This is a genomic window from Acinetobacter sp. AM (assembly GCF_003105055.1).
Classification (GTDB): domain Bacteria; phylum Pseudomonadota; class Gammaproteobacteria; order Pseudomonadales; family Moraxellaceae; genus Acinetobacter; species Acinetobacter tibetensis.
The window spans coordinates 1-17,024 of the sequence record NZ_QETG01000007.1 but is presented as its reverse complement, the minus strand read 5'-3'; the positions used below and the strand labels follow the sequence as shown (position 1 = coordinate 17,024).

General features: G+C 42.8%; 14 protein-coding genes. 7 read left to right on the top strand and 7 right to left on the bottom strand.

Annotated elements, in window-relative coordinates; all coding sequences use genetic code 11:
* Window positions 1–33: 33 nt before the first annotated feature.
* The 3 genes from DCO44_RS05200 to rlmH form a co-directional block, all read right to left on the bottom strand.
* Window positions 34–804 (bottom strand): META and DUF4377 domain-containing protein, encoded by a 771-nt coding sequence (locus DCO44_RS05200; protein WP_116759742.1) that lies wholly within the window; start codon window positions 802–804, stop codon window positions 34–36.
* A 115-nt stretch (window positions 805–919) separates the two neighbouring features.
* Entirely contained in the window at window positions 920–1,696 is a 777-nt protein-coding gene (locus tag DCO44_RS05195; protein ID WP_116759740.1) for a DODA-type extradiol aromatic ring-opening family dioxygenase, read from the bottom strand.
* Window positions 1,697–1,810: 114 nt separating this feature from the next.
* Window positions 1,811–2,293 carry a 23S rRNA (pseudouridine(1915)-N(3))-methyltransferase RlmH gene (gene rlmH, locus DCO44_RS05190; protein ID WP_026441300.1) on the bottom strand — a complete coding sequence of 161 codons (483 nt, stop codon included), beginning with the start codon at window positions 2,291–2,293 and terminating at the stop codon, window positions 1,811–1,813.
* A gap of 153 nt (window positions 2,294–2,446) precedes the next feature.
* On the opposite strand from rlmH, the gene DCO44_RS05185 reads away from it, so the two are divergent.
* Window positions 2,447–3,385: a M28 family peptidase gene (locus DCO44_RS05185; protein ID WP_416224519.1), complete on the top strand. Its 939-nt coding sequence runs from the start codon at window positions 2,447–2,449 to the stop codon at window positions 3,383–3,385.
* A 282-nt stretch (window positions 3,386–3,667) separates the two neighbouring features.
* Here the strand turns inward: DCO44_RS05185 and DCO44_RS05180 are convergent, their stop codons facing one another.
* The 4 genes from DCO44_RS05180 to DCO44_RS05165 all read right to left on the bottom strand — a co-directional run bounded on the left by DCO44_RS05180 (window position 3,668) and on the right by DCO44_RS05165 (window position 7,815).
* Window positions 3,668–4,048, bottom strand: a complete 381-nt coding sequence (locus DCO44_RS05180) for a VOC family protein (RefSeq protein WP_116759738.1) — start codon at window positions 4,046–4,048, stop codon at window positions 3,668–3,670.
* Window positions 4,049–4,179: 131 nt separating this feature from the next.
* Window positions 4,180–6,609, bottom strand: coding sequence for an endopeptidase La (gene lon / locus DCO44_RS05175; RefSeq protein WP_116759736.1), 2,430 nt, complete (start codon window positions 6,607–6,609; stop codon window positions 4,180–4,182).
* A 148-nt stretch (window positions 6,610–6,757) separates the two neighbouring features.
* Complete coding sequence (locus DCO44_RS05170; RefSeq protein WP_116759734.1) at window positions 6,758–7,348, bottom strand: 5-formyltetrahydrofolate cyclo-ligase; 591 nt, start codon at window positions 7,346–7,348, stop codon at window positions 6,758–6,760.
* Window positions 7,349–7,419: 71 nt separating this feature from the next.
* Window positions 7,420–7,815 carry a MerR family transcriptional regulator gene (locus DCO44_RS05165; RefSeq protein ID WP_116759732.1) on the bottom strand — a complete coding sequence of 132 codons (396 nt, stop codon included), beginning with the start codon at window positions 7,813–7,815 and terminating at the stop codon, window positions 7,420–7,422.
* 82 nt (window positions 7,816–7,897) lie between these two features.
* On the opposite strand from DCO44_RS05165, the gene DCO44_RS05160 reads away from it, so the two are divergent.
* From DCO44_RS05160 to DCO44_RS16745, 6 genes are all read left to right on the top strand, one after another.
* A complete protein-coding gene (locus DCO44_RS05160; protein ID WP_116759730.1) occupies window positions 7,898–10,861 on the top strand; it encodes a heavy metal translocating P-type ATPase in 2,964 nt (987 codons plus the stop codon).
* A 430-nt stretch (window positions 10,862–11,291) separates the two neighbouring features.
* Window positions 11,292–11,975 (top strand): GntR family transcriptional regulator, encoded by a 684-nt coding sequence (locus DCO44_RS05155; protein ID WP_116759728.1) that lies wholly within the window; start codon window positions 11,292–11,294, stop codon window positions 11,973–11,975.
* Window positions 11,976–11,998: 23 nt separating this feature from the next.
* Window positions 11,999–12,883, top strand: a complete 885-nt coding sequence (prpB, locus tag DCO44_RS05150; protein ID WP_016165869.1) for a methylisocitrate lyase — start codon at window positions 11,999–12,001, stop codon at window positions 12,881–12,883.
* A gap of 97 nt (window positions 12,884–12,980) precedes the next feature.
* Window positions 12,981–14,132 carry a 2-methylcitrate synthase gene (prpC, locus tag DCO44_RS05145; RefSeq protein ID WP_116759726.1) on the top strand — a complete coding sequence of 384 codons (1,152 nt, stop codon included), beginning with the start codon at window positions 12,981–12,983 and terminating at the stop codon, window positions 14,130–14,132.
* Window positions 14,132–16,738: a Fe/S-dependent 2-methylisocitrate dehydratase AcnD gene (acnD, locus tag DCO44_RS05140; protein WP_116759724.1), complete on the top strand. Its 2,607-nt coding sequence runs from the start codon at window positions 14,132–14,134 to the stop codon at window positions 16,736–16,738. The genes prpC and acnD overlap by 1 nt, the downstream gene beginning before the upstream one ends.
* 98 nt (window positions 16,739–16,836) lie before the next feature.
* Window positions 16,837–17,024: DUF4297 domain-containing protein (locus DCO44_RS16745; protein WP_228157508.1), on the top strand; the 188-nt coding region annotated here is incomplete at its 3' end.

Genomic DNA, 17,024 nt, shown 5'->3' with positions numbered 1-17,024 from the left:
CGATGCAATTGTATCGGCTTTTTTTATATGTGCTTATTTTACAGTTTCGGTTTCAATGACCATATCTTTCACATAAGCATATTTTGATTGATCCGCAGCAGAGTTTTGACGTTCAAAACGTTTTACGCGAACAATTTGGCGGGTTTTAGAATCGTGAGTATAGCCTTCGATCTGGTCGTAGAATAAAGTCCAATTTTTATCGACAGTTGTTTTTATACCTTTGTCATCATATTTGATTTCACGAACTTGTAAGCACTCAATACGAGCGACACCTGCGGAACAGGTTTTTGTTTCTGGTGAAATTTCTAAAAAGAGGGTTTCACCTTGAGATTGGTATTTCGTTTCAGGTGTCATTTTCCCAACAAAGACATGTTTTTCGCCTTTCGCAGAAACCAGTGTTAATGTCGGTGCTTCAATATTTTGGCTATTCAAGGTAAATTGAATTGAACGTTGCCCGAGTAAATCTGCGGCTAAGCGTTCTTGTTGCATCGCGGGTTCAGCACAAGCCATTTGTGTGCCCATCATTGCACCTGTGACAATTTTGTCACCTTCAACTTTCCAGCTCGTACCTAAACCGTTACAGCTCGTTTTTACGGACAATTGTCCTTGTGTATTAAACGACAGTGTTAAAGGTTTTGGCGTGGTCGATGTGGTGCTGATCCATTCATAGGCAGCAAGTGTTTTGTTTTGATCAGGAATTGATTGTACATTCACGGCTTGATCCAAATTTGATGGTGTTTGAGTTGATTGGCAAGCAGCAAGAGAAAAAGGCAACAAAGCAAGTAAAAGGTATTTCAATTTCATTTTTAAATTAACACTTTAGTGAATAGCTACAAAACTAAAGGTTAAATGATTAATAAAAAAAAGAAATGAATACGTGTACAACATTTGTATTCATTTCTTTAATGTTTATAAAGGATTAGTCAAAACGGTAAATGTCCATTCCCAATGAACCCATAGAAAAACTGCTATGTACAATGTTGAATCGCGTTCCAGTACCCATTGCAAAAAATAGAGGCGCAAAATGTTCTAGGGTTGGATGGTTGCGCTGTACATAGGGAATGCTGTTCCAATCTAATACAGCGTCATAGTCTTGATGCGTTAGTTTTTGAACGACGTAATTACGGAAGGTGGATGCCCATACAGGCACATCCTGAGATTCCCCATGCCATGACAATTCAGACAAATTATGGGTAATACTGCCTGAACCGATGAGTAAAATCTGTTGTTCACGCAAAACTGAAAGAGCTTGCCCAATTTGATAAATCTGTTCTGCGGACATATGTATGGGGAGTGAAATTTCAACCACTGGAATATCTGCATTTGGGAACATGTGGAGTAATGGCATCCACACGCCATGATCACGCGGGCGGCTATTGTTAGCATGCGCATCAAATCCTGCATCGGACAGGCGCTTTAAAATGTCTTCGGCAAGTTGAGGTTCACCTGGGGCAGGATAGCGAATTTCATACAGCGCAGGGGGAAAACCACGAAAATCATGCCAAGTTTCTGGGCGGATGCCCGTATTAACTTCCAGTGCCTGACTTTCCCAGTGTGCTGACATCACAACAATGGCTTTGGGCGTCGGGAGATTTAAGCTTAAACGGTGTAAAGCTGGGCCAACTTGTTCAGGGTTAAGCGCAAGCATGGGAGATCCATGTGAAATAAATAAACCTGGTAAAGTTTGTAGATTCATTGTCTTGCGCCTAATTTGAATAAAAGAATATGTTCATCATGCCAAATACGAATAATTGAATAAATAGTTTCTATTCAACGTATTGTTGCAATTATAGAATGATGGAGAACAGCTTTAACCCGCCCGATGATAGGGATGATTGTGGTTAATACTCATGGCTCGATATAACTGTTCAATCAGCATGACACGCACCAAAGGGTGTGGCAAGGTCAGTTTTGATAACGACCAATGCCACGCTGCTGCTTTACGGACCGCTTCTGAATGACCATCTGGTCCACCAATTGCTAAGGCGACATCATTGCCTTCCAACATCCAAGATTTCATGGTGTCTGCCAGTTTTTCAGTACTGAATTCACGACCACCCACTTCAAGCGCGATGAGCGTTTCATTCTGTTTGAGCGCATTTAAAATGCTATCACCTTCAATTTGTCGATATTTTAAAATGTCGGCTTCAGAATCATTTTTTCCACGCTTTGCCATTGGTAGCTCAATAATTTGAGTCTGTACAAAGGGTTGAATTCGTTTGAAATAATCTTCAAAACCCGTCAGAACCCATGCTGGCATTTTTTGACCGATGGTCAGAATTCGTATTTTCATATCTGGCATCACATGCTAATTCAGCAGAATTATAGCGTTGAATGAACACAATCCAATGTCGATATACATTTTGCAATTGAAAATAATTACTGGCTGTTGCATTAATGCTCTTTAAGAACGGAAAAAATTGCGATGACGGTGGAATAATAATAAATGAAAAGGAAGAAATTTTTTAAAATAGGTTGGGTGGGTTTACTGATGGTCGCTATATCGGTGGCTACGCAGAGTCAGGCCAATTCTGCCATCAGTCAACAAGCTGATGTTCAGAATGTACAACTTTATCTACAGCAAATTATTGGTACAGGGTCATTTCGGAATCATCAAAATACTGCCGAATTAAATCGAGTTTCAGCTTGGATTAAAGAGCAAATGCGTTTATTTGGTATTCCTTGTCAATTTCAGAATTATATTGTGAATCGGCAGAATTATCGCAACGTGGTCTGTTCATTAAATGTGGGTGGTGCCGAAAAAGTCATTGTGGGCGCACACTATGATGTGTTTGGTGAAGTACAGGGAGCAGATGACAATGCTTCTGGGGTCGCAGGAGTAATTGAAACGGCTCGTATTTTGTCACAGGAAAAAAGCCATCTGAGCCACAATGTAGAATTCGCTTTTTATACGCTTGAAGAACCACCGTATACCAATACTGAATATATGGGCAGTTATGTACATGCCAAATCCGTACAAGCACAGCGTGATAAGATTCGAGGAGTTTATATTCTGGAAATGATTGGCTACTACGATGCAGCACTGGTACAAGAATATCCTGTTGGATTGAAATGGATTTATCCGAGCCATGGCAACTTTATTGCAGCGGTGAGTGATATCGATTCGCGTGGGCTAGGTGAGCGTTTTTGTGCTGCAATGCAGCAGTTGGAATGCCAACGTTTAGTTGCACCATCTTTTACCCCTGGGCTGAATTTTTCCAGTCATAGTAACTATTGGAATTATGATATTCCTGCGATTATGCTGACCGATACCGCTTTTTATCGGAATAAGAATTATCATACGGCTGCGGACACATTAAAGACGTTAAATCTTGAAAAGATGACTCAGGTGATCGATGGGCTGGTGCAAACAATATTGAAGTAAATAATGTGGGATAAAAGGGCATCATTATTTTTTATGTAGAAAAAATAAAAAATACCAATAAAAAACGCAGTCCTTGAATAGTGTAAGGACTGCGATCAAGAGATTATCTGCCTGGAGAAACAGATAACCTTTAGGAATAAGAAACATACAGCACATATGTATTCTTACTATTATATATGGGGCTTTTTTTCTGTTTTTTCAAGTCTGATTTGTGAAGGTAAACTTACTTAATACTAAAAGTCAGAACATACGATAATCTTAAATTATTTACGATACACTGGTTTACTTCATGGAGTGTAAACCAATCATATTCCCTTCTGTATCAAAAGCTAAAACAATAAATCCGTACTCACCGATTGAAGTTTTTGTTTCATGGATTTTGCCACCAGCATGACCAATTCGGGCAGCTTCATCTGCACAGTCTTCACATGAAAAATAGATTAATGTGCTATTCCCACCAGCGGCGATACCTGACATTTTTACCAAAGCACCAGAAGCGCCATAGGCTTGCATATCCGATGGGAAAGCCCACATTTGAAGCGAGTTACCCTCAGAAGGAGGAGTGAGTTCAGAGAGTTGAATCTTAAATACGGCTTCATAAAATTGTTTGGCTCGGGTTATGTCATTGACATATATTTCAAACCATCCGACAGGGTTTTTCATTTTAATGGTCCTGTATCATCCTATGGATGCAATTTATTGTAGGGGATAAAAGCATAAAGATATGTGGTATTATCAACAGTAAATTGTAATAAAAAAAGAGAGCCGTAGCTCTCTTTTCATTCTTGCTGAAATTAGTGACGTGCTGCTTTTTTACCATCATCGACTGGTTTTACAATCGGTGCTTTGACCAAAGGTTCAGGCATAGAGGTCAAGGCAAGAGGCAAAATCTCATCAATTGATTTTACCGCTTTAATTTCAAGACCTTCTTTCACATTTTCAGGAATCTCGGCAAGATCACGGACATTATCTTGAGGAATGAAGACTAATTTAATGCCACCACGATGTGCAGCAAGCAATTTTTCTTTCAAACCACCAATACGCATTGCACGACCACCAAGACTGGTTTCACCTGTCATGGCAATGTCAGGGCGAATTGGGATGCCTGTGAAGGCAGAAACCAATGCTGTAGTCAGTGCTAAACCAGCAGATGGACCATCTTTTGGTGTTGCACCTTCTGGTAAGTGGACGTGAACATCGGTCTCTTCAAAGCGAGTTGACTCGATGCCTAACTCATCTGCACGTGTACGTACCACGGTCATGGCTGCGGTAATCGATTCTTTCATCACATCACCGAGTGAACCCGTAGTAATGAATTTACCTTTACCTTTCACAGCAGCAACTTCAATGGTCAATAACTCACCACCGACAGAAGTCCATGCTAAACCGTTGACACGACCGACTTGTGCTTCATCTTCCGCCATACCAAAGTCAAATTTATGTGGACCTAAGTAATCTGGAAGATTGGCCGAAGTCACATCAACTTGCAGGTTTTTCGCCTTTTTACTGACCGCTTCTTTTACCACTTTACGGGCAATTTTAGAGACTTCACGCTCTAAGCTACGCACACCAGCTTCACGTGTATAACGCTGCACGATGTCACGAATCGCTTCTTCATGAACAGTCAGTTCTTTCGCACGTAGACCATTGTTCTTAATGGCTTTAGGCACAAGGTAGCGTTCAGCAATATTGACTTTTTCATCTTCGGTATAACCCGGTAGACGAATCACTTCCATACGATCCAGCAAGGCTTCTGGAATATTCATGCTGTTGGCAGTACAGATGAACATCACTTCAGACAAGTCTAGATCAAGATCTAAATAGTGATCGTTAAACTTGTTGTTCTGTGATGGGTCAAGTACTTCAAGCAACGCAGAAGCTGGATCGCCACGGTAGTCTTGCGCCATCTTGTCGATTTCATCGAGCAAGAACAATGGGTTCTTTACACCAACTTTGGTTAATGATTGCACAATTTTACCCGGCATCGCACCGATATAGGTACGACGGTGACCACGGATTTCCGCTTCGTCGCGTACGCCACCCAGTGCCATACGGACAAACTCACGACCTGTTGCTTTCGCAACCGATTCACCCAGTGAAGTTTTACCTACACCCGGAGGGCCGACTAAACATAGAATCGGACCTTTGAGTTTTTTCACGCGAGATTGAACTGCGAGATATTCCACAATACGATCTTTCACGTCGTCTAAGCCGTAATGATCTGCATCGAGAATTTCTTGCGCTTTGCTTAAGTTAATGCTGACTTTGCTGGCTTTATTCCAAGGCGTATCTAAAATGGCCTCGATATAATTGCGCACCACAGCCGCTTCACTAGACGCAGGTTGCATTGCTTTGAGTTTACGGAATTCGCTTTCAGCTTTTTTACGCACGTGTTCGGGCAAATCAGCTTCAGCAAGACGTTTTTCAATCTCAGCAACGTCATCTTCCGCACCGCCATTCATGTCAGAAAGCTCACGCTGAATGACCTTCATCTTTTCATTGAGGAAGTATTCGCGTTGATTTTTCTCCATTTGACGCTTTACTGAGTCATGTAAAGTTTGCTCAATCTGTTGCTCTTCAGATTGTTGCAATAAATATGTCATCAGTTCTTGTAAATGTGCTTCAAATTCATCGTGTTCGAGGAATTTTTGCTTCACATCAATATTCAGTGGAACACGGGTCGCTACGAAGAATAACAATTGCAGTAAATCGTCAATCTTGTTCGCAGCAGCAATCAGTTCACGTGCATTACGTAGTTTTGCTTCCGCATATTGAGCAAACAGGGCACGTAATTCTTGAACGCGTGTTTCTTGCGTTGTTTCGTCAATGTGGACTGACATTGGGCTAAGCGCATGTTCTGCGGTTAGATAATCATTTTCATCAATGATTTTTTCTAGCTTTGAACGATGCAAGCCTTCAATTAATACTTTTATACAGTTTTCATCATTTTCATGATTCACAACTTGCACAATCTTCGCGACAGTACCGTATTGATATAAGTTGTCGTGATCAATTTCTTCTGAAAGAGAATCTTTCTGAGCAACCACAAATACTAGATTGTCACTGTTACGAGCCACATCAACTGCATTGATCGATTTTTCACGACCTACAAATAGCGCGATTTGCATGTGTGGATACACCACCACATCACGTAACGCTAAAAGTGGTAATACACTTGGAACCTGAGGCTCTAAGGTTTCTTGATTCATAATAATTTCAGACATGGGCACTCCTAATGAGTGACAACGGTGTTGCCATATTTTTTATAGTGATGGGTATTTTAAAAAATACAAGGGTTGGTCAAAGCAAATTGTATAAAAAATGACTAAACATTTGATTTTTGAGTATTCTCAACAGTCAAAAATGTCAATTTTAGCGCTTGAAGCGTAAATATTGTTGAGGGGTGAGTAGTCCATCTAAAGGTTGATCCCATTTTTCTCGAATGAGATGCTGTGGTACTAACTGGAAGTGATGGGCCAAACCGAGGCGAAACGGACGGTGATAGGGCGCAGTAGCCAAGGTTTTGTCGTAAAAACCACCGCCCATGCCAATGCGTGTGCCATAAGGATCGCAAGCCAATAAAGGCATCAGTAGCAAATCCAAATGTGAAACGTGCTGCCCACGTGTTGCCATGGGTTCTTGCATACCCAGTGGATGGTGGGAAAAGCGCTTATTTTGAAATTGATTGCGTGAAACTTTGACCCACACCAAGCGTTGATTCATATTGCAAATCATCGGTAAATACACCGACTTTTTTTGATGAAAACAATATTCAATGATTTTATGGGTCTGAATTTCCCCAAAAGCATGTAGGTAGATACCGACACGGGTGGCATGTTTGAATTCGGGTACACGTCTTAGGCGCTGTAAAATTTGCTGTTCGGACTGCTGCTGTTGATAGGCGGAAACTTGTCTGCGTTGTTTGCGAAGCTGTTTTCTGAGTTGGGCAAGTTCAATCGACATGGTGAACGCAGTCCTGAGTATCAAAAAGGTAAGTGTTAAAGTGATCGCCAAGTCAAAAAGACAGCATTTGTTTATGGTGCAGTCGTTGAACTTTTTTTCAGTTCTTGCAAAATTGGGCAGCAACTGTCTGTTGTGGTTTTACATTCATCCACCCAACTTGAAAGACGCTGTTTCAGTGCATTTAATTCTTGAATCCGTTGATCAATTTTTTCCAGACGTTGCTGAATCACATCACGGACTTTCTCTCGATCATCCAGTTGTAAATGTAGTAGATCTTGAATTTCACTGAGCTGCAGGCCAGCATCTTTGCCTTTTTGAATAAAACTTAAGGTTTCAATGTCTTGCTGACTGTAATAGCGATAGTTTTGCATGGTTTCAGGAATGCGCATGAGACCAATTCGTTGATAATAACGAATGGTTTCCACATTCACTTGACAGTGTTTTGCCAGTTTGCCGATAGTGAGCATAAAATAATCTCCAAAAGGCTTGACTCAGTACCTAGGTACAGACTTTATGCTAACACAATCAAAAAATAAAAGGTGAGTCAGAATGAGTGAACAACACAAAACGTCTTGCTGTTCTAAACAGAAATTAGCGCCTATTGTGGTAAATATCGATCCTGTCTGCGGTATGACTGTGGCGGAAGATTCTCCACATGTGTATGAGCATCAATCAGTTCGTTATTTGTTTTGTTGCTCAGGCTGTTTAAAGAAATTTGCAGCTAATCCAGAGGCTTACTTAAGCTCAGAAAAACAATCAAGCGCTTGTTGCAGTCAACCGAAAACAGAGATAAGCAATGCTTCATCTCAGGTGAAAGAGGAAAGTGCTGTAGTGACTTCCAAAGGTTGTGGTTGTGGATCAAAAGCTGTTTCAGATACAGCGAAGACCATATTTATTGACCCTGTATGTGGCATGACCGTGACAGATTTAACTAAACCGCATACTAAATGGCAGAATCAGAACTACTATTTTTGTAGTGAAAAATGTCAGCAAAAATTCATTGCCAATCCAGAGGCTTATGTAAAAACTGAAGATGCAGTATCGGGGTCTACTTCTACTGCGGGCTGTTGCGGGTCAACTTCAAAATTGACTGAGAAAAAAACGTCTTGTTGTGAGCCAAAACCTCACACAGCGCAAGATAGCAAAGCAAGTTGCTGTGCAGCAACGCCTAAAGCAGAACCTGCAAAAAGTAGCTGCTGTGGTGGCGGGAAACATCAACATGAACACAGTACTCAATCTGGATCAGCCGATTTTATAGACCCTGTATGTGGTATGTCAGTCGATCCGAATACAGAGTTAAAAACGGATTATCAACAACAGACCTATTATTTCTGTAATCCATCTTGCTTAGACAAGTTTAAGGGTGATCCTGAGTTTTATTTACTTCCGCCTGATCAGCGTCCTGTGCCTGAAGGGGCTGCGGATATGGACTATACCTGTCCGATGGACCCTGAAATTGTGCAAAAAGGGCCGGGCACGTGTCCGATTTGTGGTATGGCGCTGGAGCCGATGCAACCCACTTTAGATGATGCACCAAACCCAGAATTGGTAGATTTTAGTCATCGCTTTTGGATGACTTTACCACTGACGTTGATTGTATTTGTCTTGGCGATGGGTTCACATCTTCATAGTTTCATTTCACCGCATATTCAGCCGTGGATTGAGCTAGTCCTCGCGACTCCTGTGGTGCTGTGGGCGGGTAAACCGTTTATTGAGCGCTGTTGGACCTCGTATAAAACCCGTAACCTGAATATGTGGAGCCTGATTGGGGTTGGGGTATTAGCCGCCTATATTTATAGTGTCGTGGCGACCATCTTCCCAAGCCTGATTCCGATGGCAGCCAAAACAGGGCATGGCGTCGCGGTGTATTATGAAGCGGCCTGTATGATCGTGTCTTTAAGTTTGCTTGGTCAAATCATGGAGCTAAAAGCCCGTGCCAAAACAGCAGATTCATTGAAAGCCTTACTGAAACTGCAAGTCAACACCGCTAAGTTGGTTCAAAACGATCAAGTGATTGAAGTAGATATTGGCATGGTCAAACAAGGCGATATTTTACAGATTTCCTCAGGTGATCAGATTCCACTGGATGGCGTGGTGGTAGAAGGCAAAACCTATGTCGATGAAGCCATGATGACGGGTGAACCTGTGCCAGTGAAAAAGCAAGTGCATGACACAGTCATTGGCGGTACAGTGAATCAGCAGGGCAGTATTCGTATACAAACCACGGCTGTAGGTGCGAATACAACGTTATCGAAAATGATTCAGACAGTTGCGGAAGCGCAGCGTTCTAAAGCACCGCTACAACGTTTAGCCGATGTATTTGCTAAATATTTTGTGATTGTGGTGTTGTTAATTAGTGCTTTGACCTTCATTGCATGGATGGTGTTTGGTGGTGCGCAATTTGACTTGGCATTGATGTGTGCTGTAGCGGTACTGATTATTGCGTGTCCATGTGCGCTTGGTTTAGCAACGCCAATGTCCGTGATGGCCACTACAGGTCGTGCAGCACAGAAAGGTGTTCTGTTTAAAGATGCGGAAGCGATTGAAGCCTTAAGTAAGGTCAATACGCTGATAGTCGACAAAACTGGAACCTTGACTGAAGGTAAACCAAGCCTTAAAGAAATTCAGTTGCTCAGTCCAAATGTGGAACAAACTCAAGTTGAACAGTGGATTGCCTCGATTGAACAGTATTCAAGTCATCCGATTGCTCAAACTCTGACTCAGTTGGTGCCTGCACAGCAATTGCTTAAAGTGGCAGACTTTGAAGATGTTACAGGCTTTGGCGTCAAAGGTCAGATTGGCGAGCAAACCCTTTATATCGGTAGTCAAAAGTTGCTAGAACAACTCGGTATCACGTTAGACACCACTTTACAAAGCCAGTTAGACCAGCAACGTGCAACAGGCAATGTCATAAGTTTCTTGAGCAATAGCCAAGAGGTACTAGCGTATATTTCTATCCATGATGCGATTAAAGCCAATGCGCATCAAGTGATTCAGCAATTGATTGATGATGGCATTGAAGTGGTGATGGCAACAGGTGACCATGAGCAAAATGCGCAACTGGTGGCAAAAGAGTTAGGCATTCAGCATGTGCATGGCAATTGTACCCCAATCGAAAAATTGGAGATAGTGAAGAAATATCAGGCGCAGGGCAAAATTGTTGCGATGGCGGGTGATGGAATTAATGATGCACCAGCGCTTGCCCAAGCCAATGTCGGGATTGCGATGGGGAATGGAACTGATATTGCCAAACAGACGGCGCAAGTGACGTTGGTCAAAGGCGATATTCGTGGAGCAGCCGATGCCCTGCATATGGCGAAACTCGGCGTGCGTAATATGAAACAGAACCTTGCCTTTTCTTTCGTGTATAACGGGTTGGGGGTACCTGTCGCAGCGGGGATTTTCTATCCACTCACTGGGTTATTACTTACCCCGATGTTAGCCGCAGTGGCGATGTCGCTCAGTTCATTGTCTGTGGTCTTAAATGCTTTACGTTTGCAAAAAGCGAAATAAGTCCAGCAGCATATAAATGGTAACAAAAGCCTCAAGCATTTCCTTGAGGCTTTTTTCCATTTACGGCATAACAGATAGAACAAAACAAAAACTGAAGTGTCGACAATAGAACTCAAGGGTCATTAAGAACAACTTCGCGATTGGACTCAAACCAAGTATTGATAGAGTAGGTCACGACATGGACATCTAAAATGCAGTTCTATCACAGAATCAGCATTGAAATAAGATTTAAGATATTGAATTAAAATAAATTAAAGAGCTGTTGTATTGAAGCATCTTTAGAACGGATACCCGATATGATTTTACTTAAACGTTGTCAAGTCTTCGTCAATCACATTTTCAACTCTAATACCAAAGTTGTTGACAATCTTATTGCATTTTAATTTATTTGTGCTTATTTTAGCTAATAATTGATCTGATTGTTGACAATATGCAAATTGACGAGCTGTCTCCACAGACAAAACAAGTCGCTACAGCGACTTTAACCGACCAGATTTTCAGAAAGATTCAAACTGCGATTGTGAGCGGTGAAATTACGCCTGGCAGTAAAATTTCTGAACCAGAACTGGCACGTGTGTATGGCATTAGTCGTGGGCCTTTACGTGAAGCCATCCACCGCTTAGAAGGGCAAAAATTGGTGGAGCGTACCGCTCATGTTGGTGCGCGCGTTGTGTCTTTATCGCATCAACAACTGTTTGAGCTGTATCAAATTCGTGAAAACTTGGAAGGTTTGGCTTGCCGTTTGGCTGCACAAAGCATCGACAAACAACAGATTTTAAATTTGCGTGAAGTGCTGCATTTACATGCGCAAGACCCGAATTTTAAAGAAGGTAAAGGCTATTACTTACAAGAAGGTCAGGACGATTTTCATTATTGCATCATCAAGAACTGTGGCAATAAAACTTTGGAAAAGATGCTATGTGATGAGTTGTATCACCTGATTCGGATGTATCGAATTCAGTATTCCAAAACGCCCAATCGTCCGCATCGAGCCTTGTCGGAACATATTCGTATTTTAGATGCCATTGCCGAAGGTGATGCAGAACTCGCGGAATTACTGATGCGACGCCACATTGCTGCGTCTTATCAAAATATTGAACAAAACCTAATTTAATGATGAAGAGAGAGGGAGGACGTATGTCAACGTTATCAGCAGGGCAGAAATTCCGTGATGCGGTTGCAAGTGAACATCCATTACAAGTGGTCGGAACCATCAATGCCAACCATGCTTTATTGGCAAAGCGTGCAGGTTACAAAGCCATTTATTTATCTGGTGGTGGTGTAGCAGCAGGTTCTTTGGGTTTGCCTGACTTAGGTATTAGCAACCTCGATGATGTACTGACAGATGTACGCCGTATTACTGATGTATGTGACTTGCCTTTATTGGTCGATGCCGACACAGGTTTTGGTGCTTCTGCATTTAACATTGCCCGTACGACAAAAGCACTCATCAAGTTTGGTGCAGCGGCTATGCATATTGAAGACCAAGTCGGCGCGAAACGTTGTGGTCACCGTCCAAACAAAGCGATTGTTTCACAACAAGAAATGGTAGACCGTATTAAAGCGGCGGTTGATGCGCGTGGTGATGACAAGTTTGTGATTATGGCGCGTACCGATGCTTTGGCTGTAGAAGGTTTGCAAGCTGCAATTGACCGTGCAGGTGCTTATATTGAAGCAGGCGCGGACATGTTGTTCCCCGAAGCAATTACTGAATTGGCGATGTATAAACAATTTGCTGCTGCAACGAATGTTCCAATTTTGGCCAACATTACTGAATTTGGTTCTACACCATTATTCACCACAGAGGAATTGGCTTCTGCGGATGTCAGCATTGCGCTTTATCCTCTTTCGGCTTTCCGTGCGATGAACAAGGCAGCGGAAAATGTCTACACCACTTTACGTAAAGAAGGCACACAAAAGAACGTGGTTGATACCATGCAAACGCGTCAAGAATTGTATGATCGCATTAACTATCATGCGTTTGAACAATACCTTGATGCCTCTTTTGTCAAAAATAAATAACAGTTTAACCATAAAAATCTTCGCGTCAGTGTAGGAAATAAAACTGACGCAAAGCATAAAAATGAATTGATCCACCCAATGGAAGAAGGAAGATCTCATGAATGCAACAACAAGCGGATTCAAACCTAAAAAATCAGTCGCACTCAGCGGACAAGTGGCGGGTAATACAGCACTTTGCACCGTAGGTCGTAGTGGTAATGACTTGCACTACCGTGGTTATGACATTTTAGATCTTGCGGGTCAAAGTGAATTTGAAGAAGTGGCTTACCTTTTGGTTCATGGCAAATTACCGAATAAAGCGGAACTCAAAGCCTATAAGAATAAACTGAAAGCACTTCGTGGTTTACCTGCATCACTTAAAGCGGCGTTAGAACAACTCCCACCATATGCGCACCCAATGGATGTGATGCGTACTGGTGTTTCAGTTCTAGGTTGCTTAACTCCAGAACACGAAGACCATAACTATGCAGGTGCACGCGACATCGCAGACAAGTTAATGGCATCTTTCGGTTCAATGTTGCTTTACTGGTATCACTTCAGTCACAACGGCAAACGTATTGAAGTTGAAACCGATGATGACTCAATTGGTGCGCACTTCCTTCATTTGTTACACGGTGAAAAACCATGTGAACAATGGATTCAAGCCATGCACACGTCGTTGATTTTGTACGCAGAGCATGAGTTCAACGCATCGACGTTTACGTCACGTGTAATTGCAGGTACAGGTTCAGACATGTACTCAACCATTGCAGGCGCGATTGGTGCATTACGTGGTCCGAAACATGGTGGTGCAAACGAAGTTGCATTCGTGATTCAACAGCGTTATGACAACGCAGATGAAGCAGAAGCAGACATTCGTAAGCGTGTAGAAAACAAAGAAGTCGTGATTGGTTTTGGTCACCCTGTTTACACCATCGCTGACCCACGTAACGAAGTGATTAAGCAAGTTGCACTTGAATTGGCGGATGCGCAAGAAAACAAAAAAATGTATTTGATTGCGGAACGTTTAGAAGCCGTGATGAAAGAAGTGAAAAACATGTTCCCCAACCTCGACTGGTTCAGTGCGGTGAGCTATCACTTAATGGGCGTTCCAACTGCCATGTTCACCCCATTATTCGTGATTGCACGTACTGCGGGTTGGTCAGCGCATGTGATTGAGCAACGCCAAGACGGCAAGATTATTCGCCCAAGCGCGAACTACACAGGCCCTGAAAACCTCGAATTTAAACCATTGGCGGAGCGTGGTTAATGAATACAAAATACCGTAAACCGCTGGCAGGTACTCAGCTTGAATATTACGACGTGCGTCAAGCCGTTGAAGATATTCAGCCAGGCGCATACGAAAAACTGCCTTACACGTCTAAAGTACTCGCAGAGCAATTGGTACGCCGTGCCGATGCCGAGAACTTAACTGCCTATTTAACGCAGCTAATTGAACGCCGTCAGGACTTAGACTTTCCTTGGTATCCTGCGCGCGTCGTGTGTCATGACATCTTAGGTCAAACTGCATTGGTTGACCTTGCAGGTTTGCGTGATGCAATTGCCGACAAAGGCGGCGACCCATCTAAAGTCAATCCAGTTGTGCCGACACAACTGATTGTCGACCACTCTTTAGCAGTGGAATATGGCGGTGCTGACCCAGACGCTTTTGAAAAAAACCGTGCTGTTGAAGACCGTCGTAACGAAGACCGTTTCCACTTTATTGAGTGGACTAAAACAGCATTTAAAAATGTTGACGTGATCCCTGCGGGGAACGGCATCATGCACCAGATTAACCTAGAGAAAATGTCTCCGGTGATTCAGGCGCGTGATGGCGTGGCATATCCAGACACATGTGTCGGTACAGACTCACACACGCCACATACAGACGCTTTGGGCGTAATTTCTGTGGGCGTGGGTGGCTTAGAAGCTGAAAACGTGATGTTGGGTCGTGCATCTTGGATGCGTTTGCCAGACATTATTGGGGTTGAGTTTGTTGGTCAACGTCAAGCAGGCATCACGGCAACCGATATCGTATTGGCATTGACAGAGTTCTTGCGTAAAGAGCGCGTGGTTGGTGCATACCTTGAGTTCTTTGGTGAAGGTGCTGACAGCATGTCTGTGGGCGACCGTGCAACCATTTCGAACATGACACCAGAATATGGCGCTACGGCTGCGATGTTCTACATCGATCAAAACACAATCGACTACTTACGCCTAACAGGTCGTGAAGATGCTCAAGTGGCATTGGTTGAACAGTACGCAAAAGAAATCGGCCTTTGGGCAACTGACATGACCAAAGCAGAGTACCCACGCGTACTACGTTTTGACCTATCAGAAGTAACACGTAACATTGCTGGTCCATCAAACCCACATGCACGTGTTTCAACTGCGGACCTAAAAGAAAAAGGCATTGCAGGTGTTGTTGAAAACCGTTCTGATGGCTTAATGCCTGATGGCGCAATCATTATTGCTGCAATTACTTCATGTACCAACACCTCTAACCCACGTAACACTGTGGCGGCAGGTTTATTGGCACGTAAAGCGAATGAACTTGGTTTGGTTCGTAAACCTTGGGTGAAATCATCATTTGCACCGGGTTCAAAAGCGGCTGCACTTTACCTTGAAGAAGCGGGTGTTTTAAAAGACTTAGAACAACTTGGTTTTGGTATTGTGGCTTATGCTTGTACAACTTGTAATGGTATGTCGGGTGCGTTAGATCCAGTCATTCAACAAGAAATTATTGACCGTGACTTGTACGCAACAGCAGTACTGTCTGGTAACCGTAACTTCGATGGCCGTATCCATCCATATGCAAAACAAGCGTTCTTGGCATCTCCACCGCTTGTCGTGGCATATGCAATTGCAGGTACGATTCGTTTTGACATCGAAAAAGATGCTTTGGGTCATGACAAAGACGGTAACCCGATTTACCTGAAAGACATTTGGCCATCTGACGCTGAAATTGATGCATTAGTAAAAGAAGCTGTGAAGCCTGAACAGTTCCGTAAAGTCTACATTCCAATGTTTGACTTAGGCGTAACCGTAGAGGCTGAAAGTCCGCTTTACGACTGGCGTCCACAAAGTACTTACATCCGCCGTCCACCATATTGGGAAGGGGCGTTGGCTGCACCACGTACTTTAGCGAACATGCGTCCGCTTGCGATTTTGGGTGACAACATCACCACCGACCATTTGTCGCCTTCAAACGCGATTTTGATGGACTCGGCTGCGGGTGAATATCTTCATAAAATGGGTCTGCCAGAAGAAGACTTCAACTCATATGCAACGCACCGCGGTGACCACCTGACTGCACAACGTGCAACATTTGCTAACCCGAAACTCTATAACGAAATGGTGGTCCGTTCAGACGGTACCATTAAGCAAGGTTCAAAAGCGCGTGTAGAGCCAGAAGGCGAAGTCATGCGTATGTGGGAAGCGATTGAAACCTACATGAACCGTAAGCAGCCATTAATTATTGTTGCGGGTGCTGACTACGGTCAGGGTTCAAGCCGTGACTGGGCTGCAAAAGGTGTACGCCTTGCAGGTGTTGAAGCGATTGTGGCAGAAGGTTTTGAGCGTATTCACCGTACTAACTTGGTGGGTATGGGCGTGTTACCACTTGAGTTTAAAGCAGGTGTAAACCGCAAGACTTTAAAATTAGATGGTACAGAGCTTTATAGCGTGATTGGTAATATTGCGCCACGTTCTGATTTAACGTTGGTGATTGAGCGCTCAACTGCTGATGGTAAAAATGAAATTGTGGAAGTGCCTGTGACTTGCCGTTTAGATACAGAAGAAGAAGTTTCTGTATATGAAGCGGGCGGTGTACTTCAGCGTTTTGCTCAGGACTTTTTAGAAGGCCAAGTGGCTTAATTATTTAGTCTATAAATATTTGAAATTTATTTTAAAAGACCCTATCTTAATGATGGGGTTTATTTAATTATATTATATGGTTTTAAAGGCTGATAATTTTGAATAAGAAGTCTGTAAATGGTGGCGTAGATGCTCAGGTTGGTTTTGATTTTCAACGTAATTGCGCATTATATTTGCTACTTGACGATTATGATTCTTTTAAAGAGAAAAACTTTTTTGTCTGTATTGAGCATCATGATGACTTTTTATATTGTTTTAGGACAATTGAGGGTATTGAGAATATTAA

What these genes read in the sequence shown, in the direction of transcription:
- DCO44_RS05165 (WP_116759732.1), bottom strand. Translation starts at nt 7,815, where the DNA reads ATGCTCACTATCGGCAAACTGGCAAAACACTGTCAAGTGAATGTGGAA.
- DCO44_RS05160 (WP_116759730.1), top strand. Translation starts at nt 7,898, where the DNA reads ATGAGTGAACAACACAAAACGTCTTGCTGTTCTAAACAGAAATTAGCG.
- DCO44_RS05155 (WP_116759728.1), top strand. Translation starts at nt 11,292, where the DNA reads ATGCAAATTGACGAGCTGTCTCCACAGACAAAACAAGTCGCTACAGCG.
- acnD (WP_116759724.1), top strand. Translation starts at nt 14,132, where the DNA reads ATGAATACAAAATACCGTAAACCGCTGGCAGGTACTCAGCTTGAATAT.
- prpB (WP_016165869.1), top strand. Translation starts at nt 11,999, where the DNA reads ATGTCAACGTTATCAGCAGGGCAGAAATTCCGTGATGCGGTTGCAAGT.
- DCO44_RS05195 (WP_116759740.1), bottom strand. Translation starts at nt 1,696, where the DNA reads ATGAATCTACAAACTTTACCAGGTTTATTTATTTCACATGGATCTCCC.
- DCO44_RS05185 (WP_416224519.1), top strand. Translation starts at nt 2,447, where the DNA reads ATGAAAAGGAAGAAATTTTTTAAAATAGGTTGGGTGGGTTTACTGATG.
- DCO44_RS05180 (WP_116759738.1), bottom strand. Translation starts at nt 4,048, where the DNA reads ATGAAAAACCCTGTCGGATGGTTTGAAATATATGTCAATGACATAACC.
- rlmH (WP_026441300.1), bottom strand. Translation starts at nt 2,293, where the DNA reads ATGAAAATACGAATTCTGACCATCGGTCAAAAAATGCCAGCATGGGTT.
- prpC (WP_116759726.1), top strand. Translation starts at nt 12,981, where the DNA reads ATGAATGCAACAACAAGCGGATTCAAACCTAAAAAATCAGTCGCACTC.
- DCO44_RS05170 (WP_116759734.1), bottom strand. Translation starts at nt 7,348, where the DNA reads ATGTCGATTGAACTTGCCCAACTCAGAAAACAGCTTCGCAAACAACGC.
- lon (WP_116759736.1), bottom strand. Translation starts at nt 6,609, where the DNA reads ATGTCTGAAATTATTATGAATCAAGAAACCTTAGAGCCTCAGGTTCCA.
- DCO44_RS05200 (WP_116759742.1), bottom strand. Translation starts at nt 804, where the DNA reads ATGAAATTGAAATACCTTTTACTTGCTTTGTTGCCTTTTTCTCTTGCT.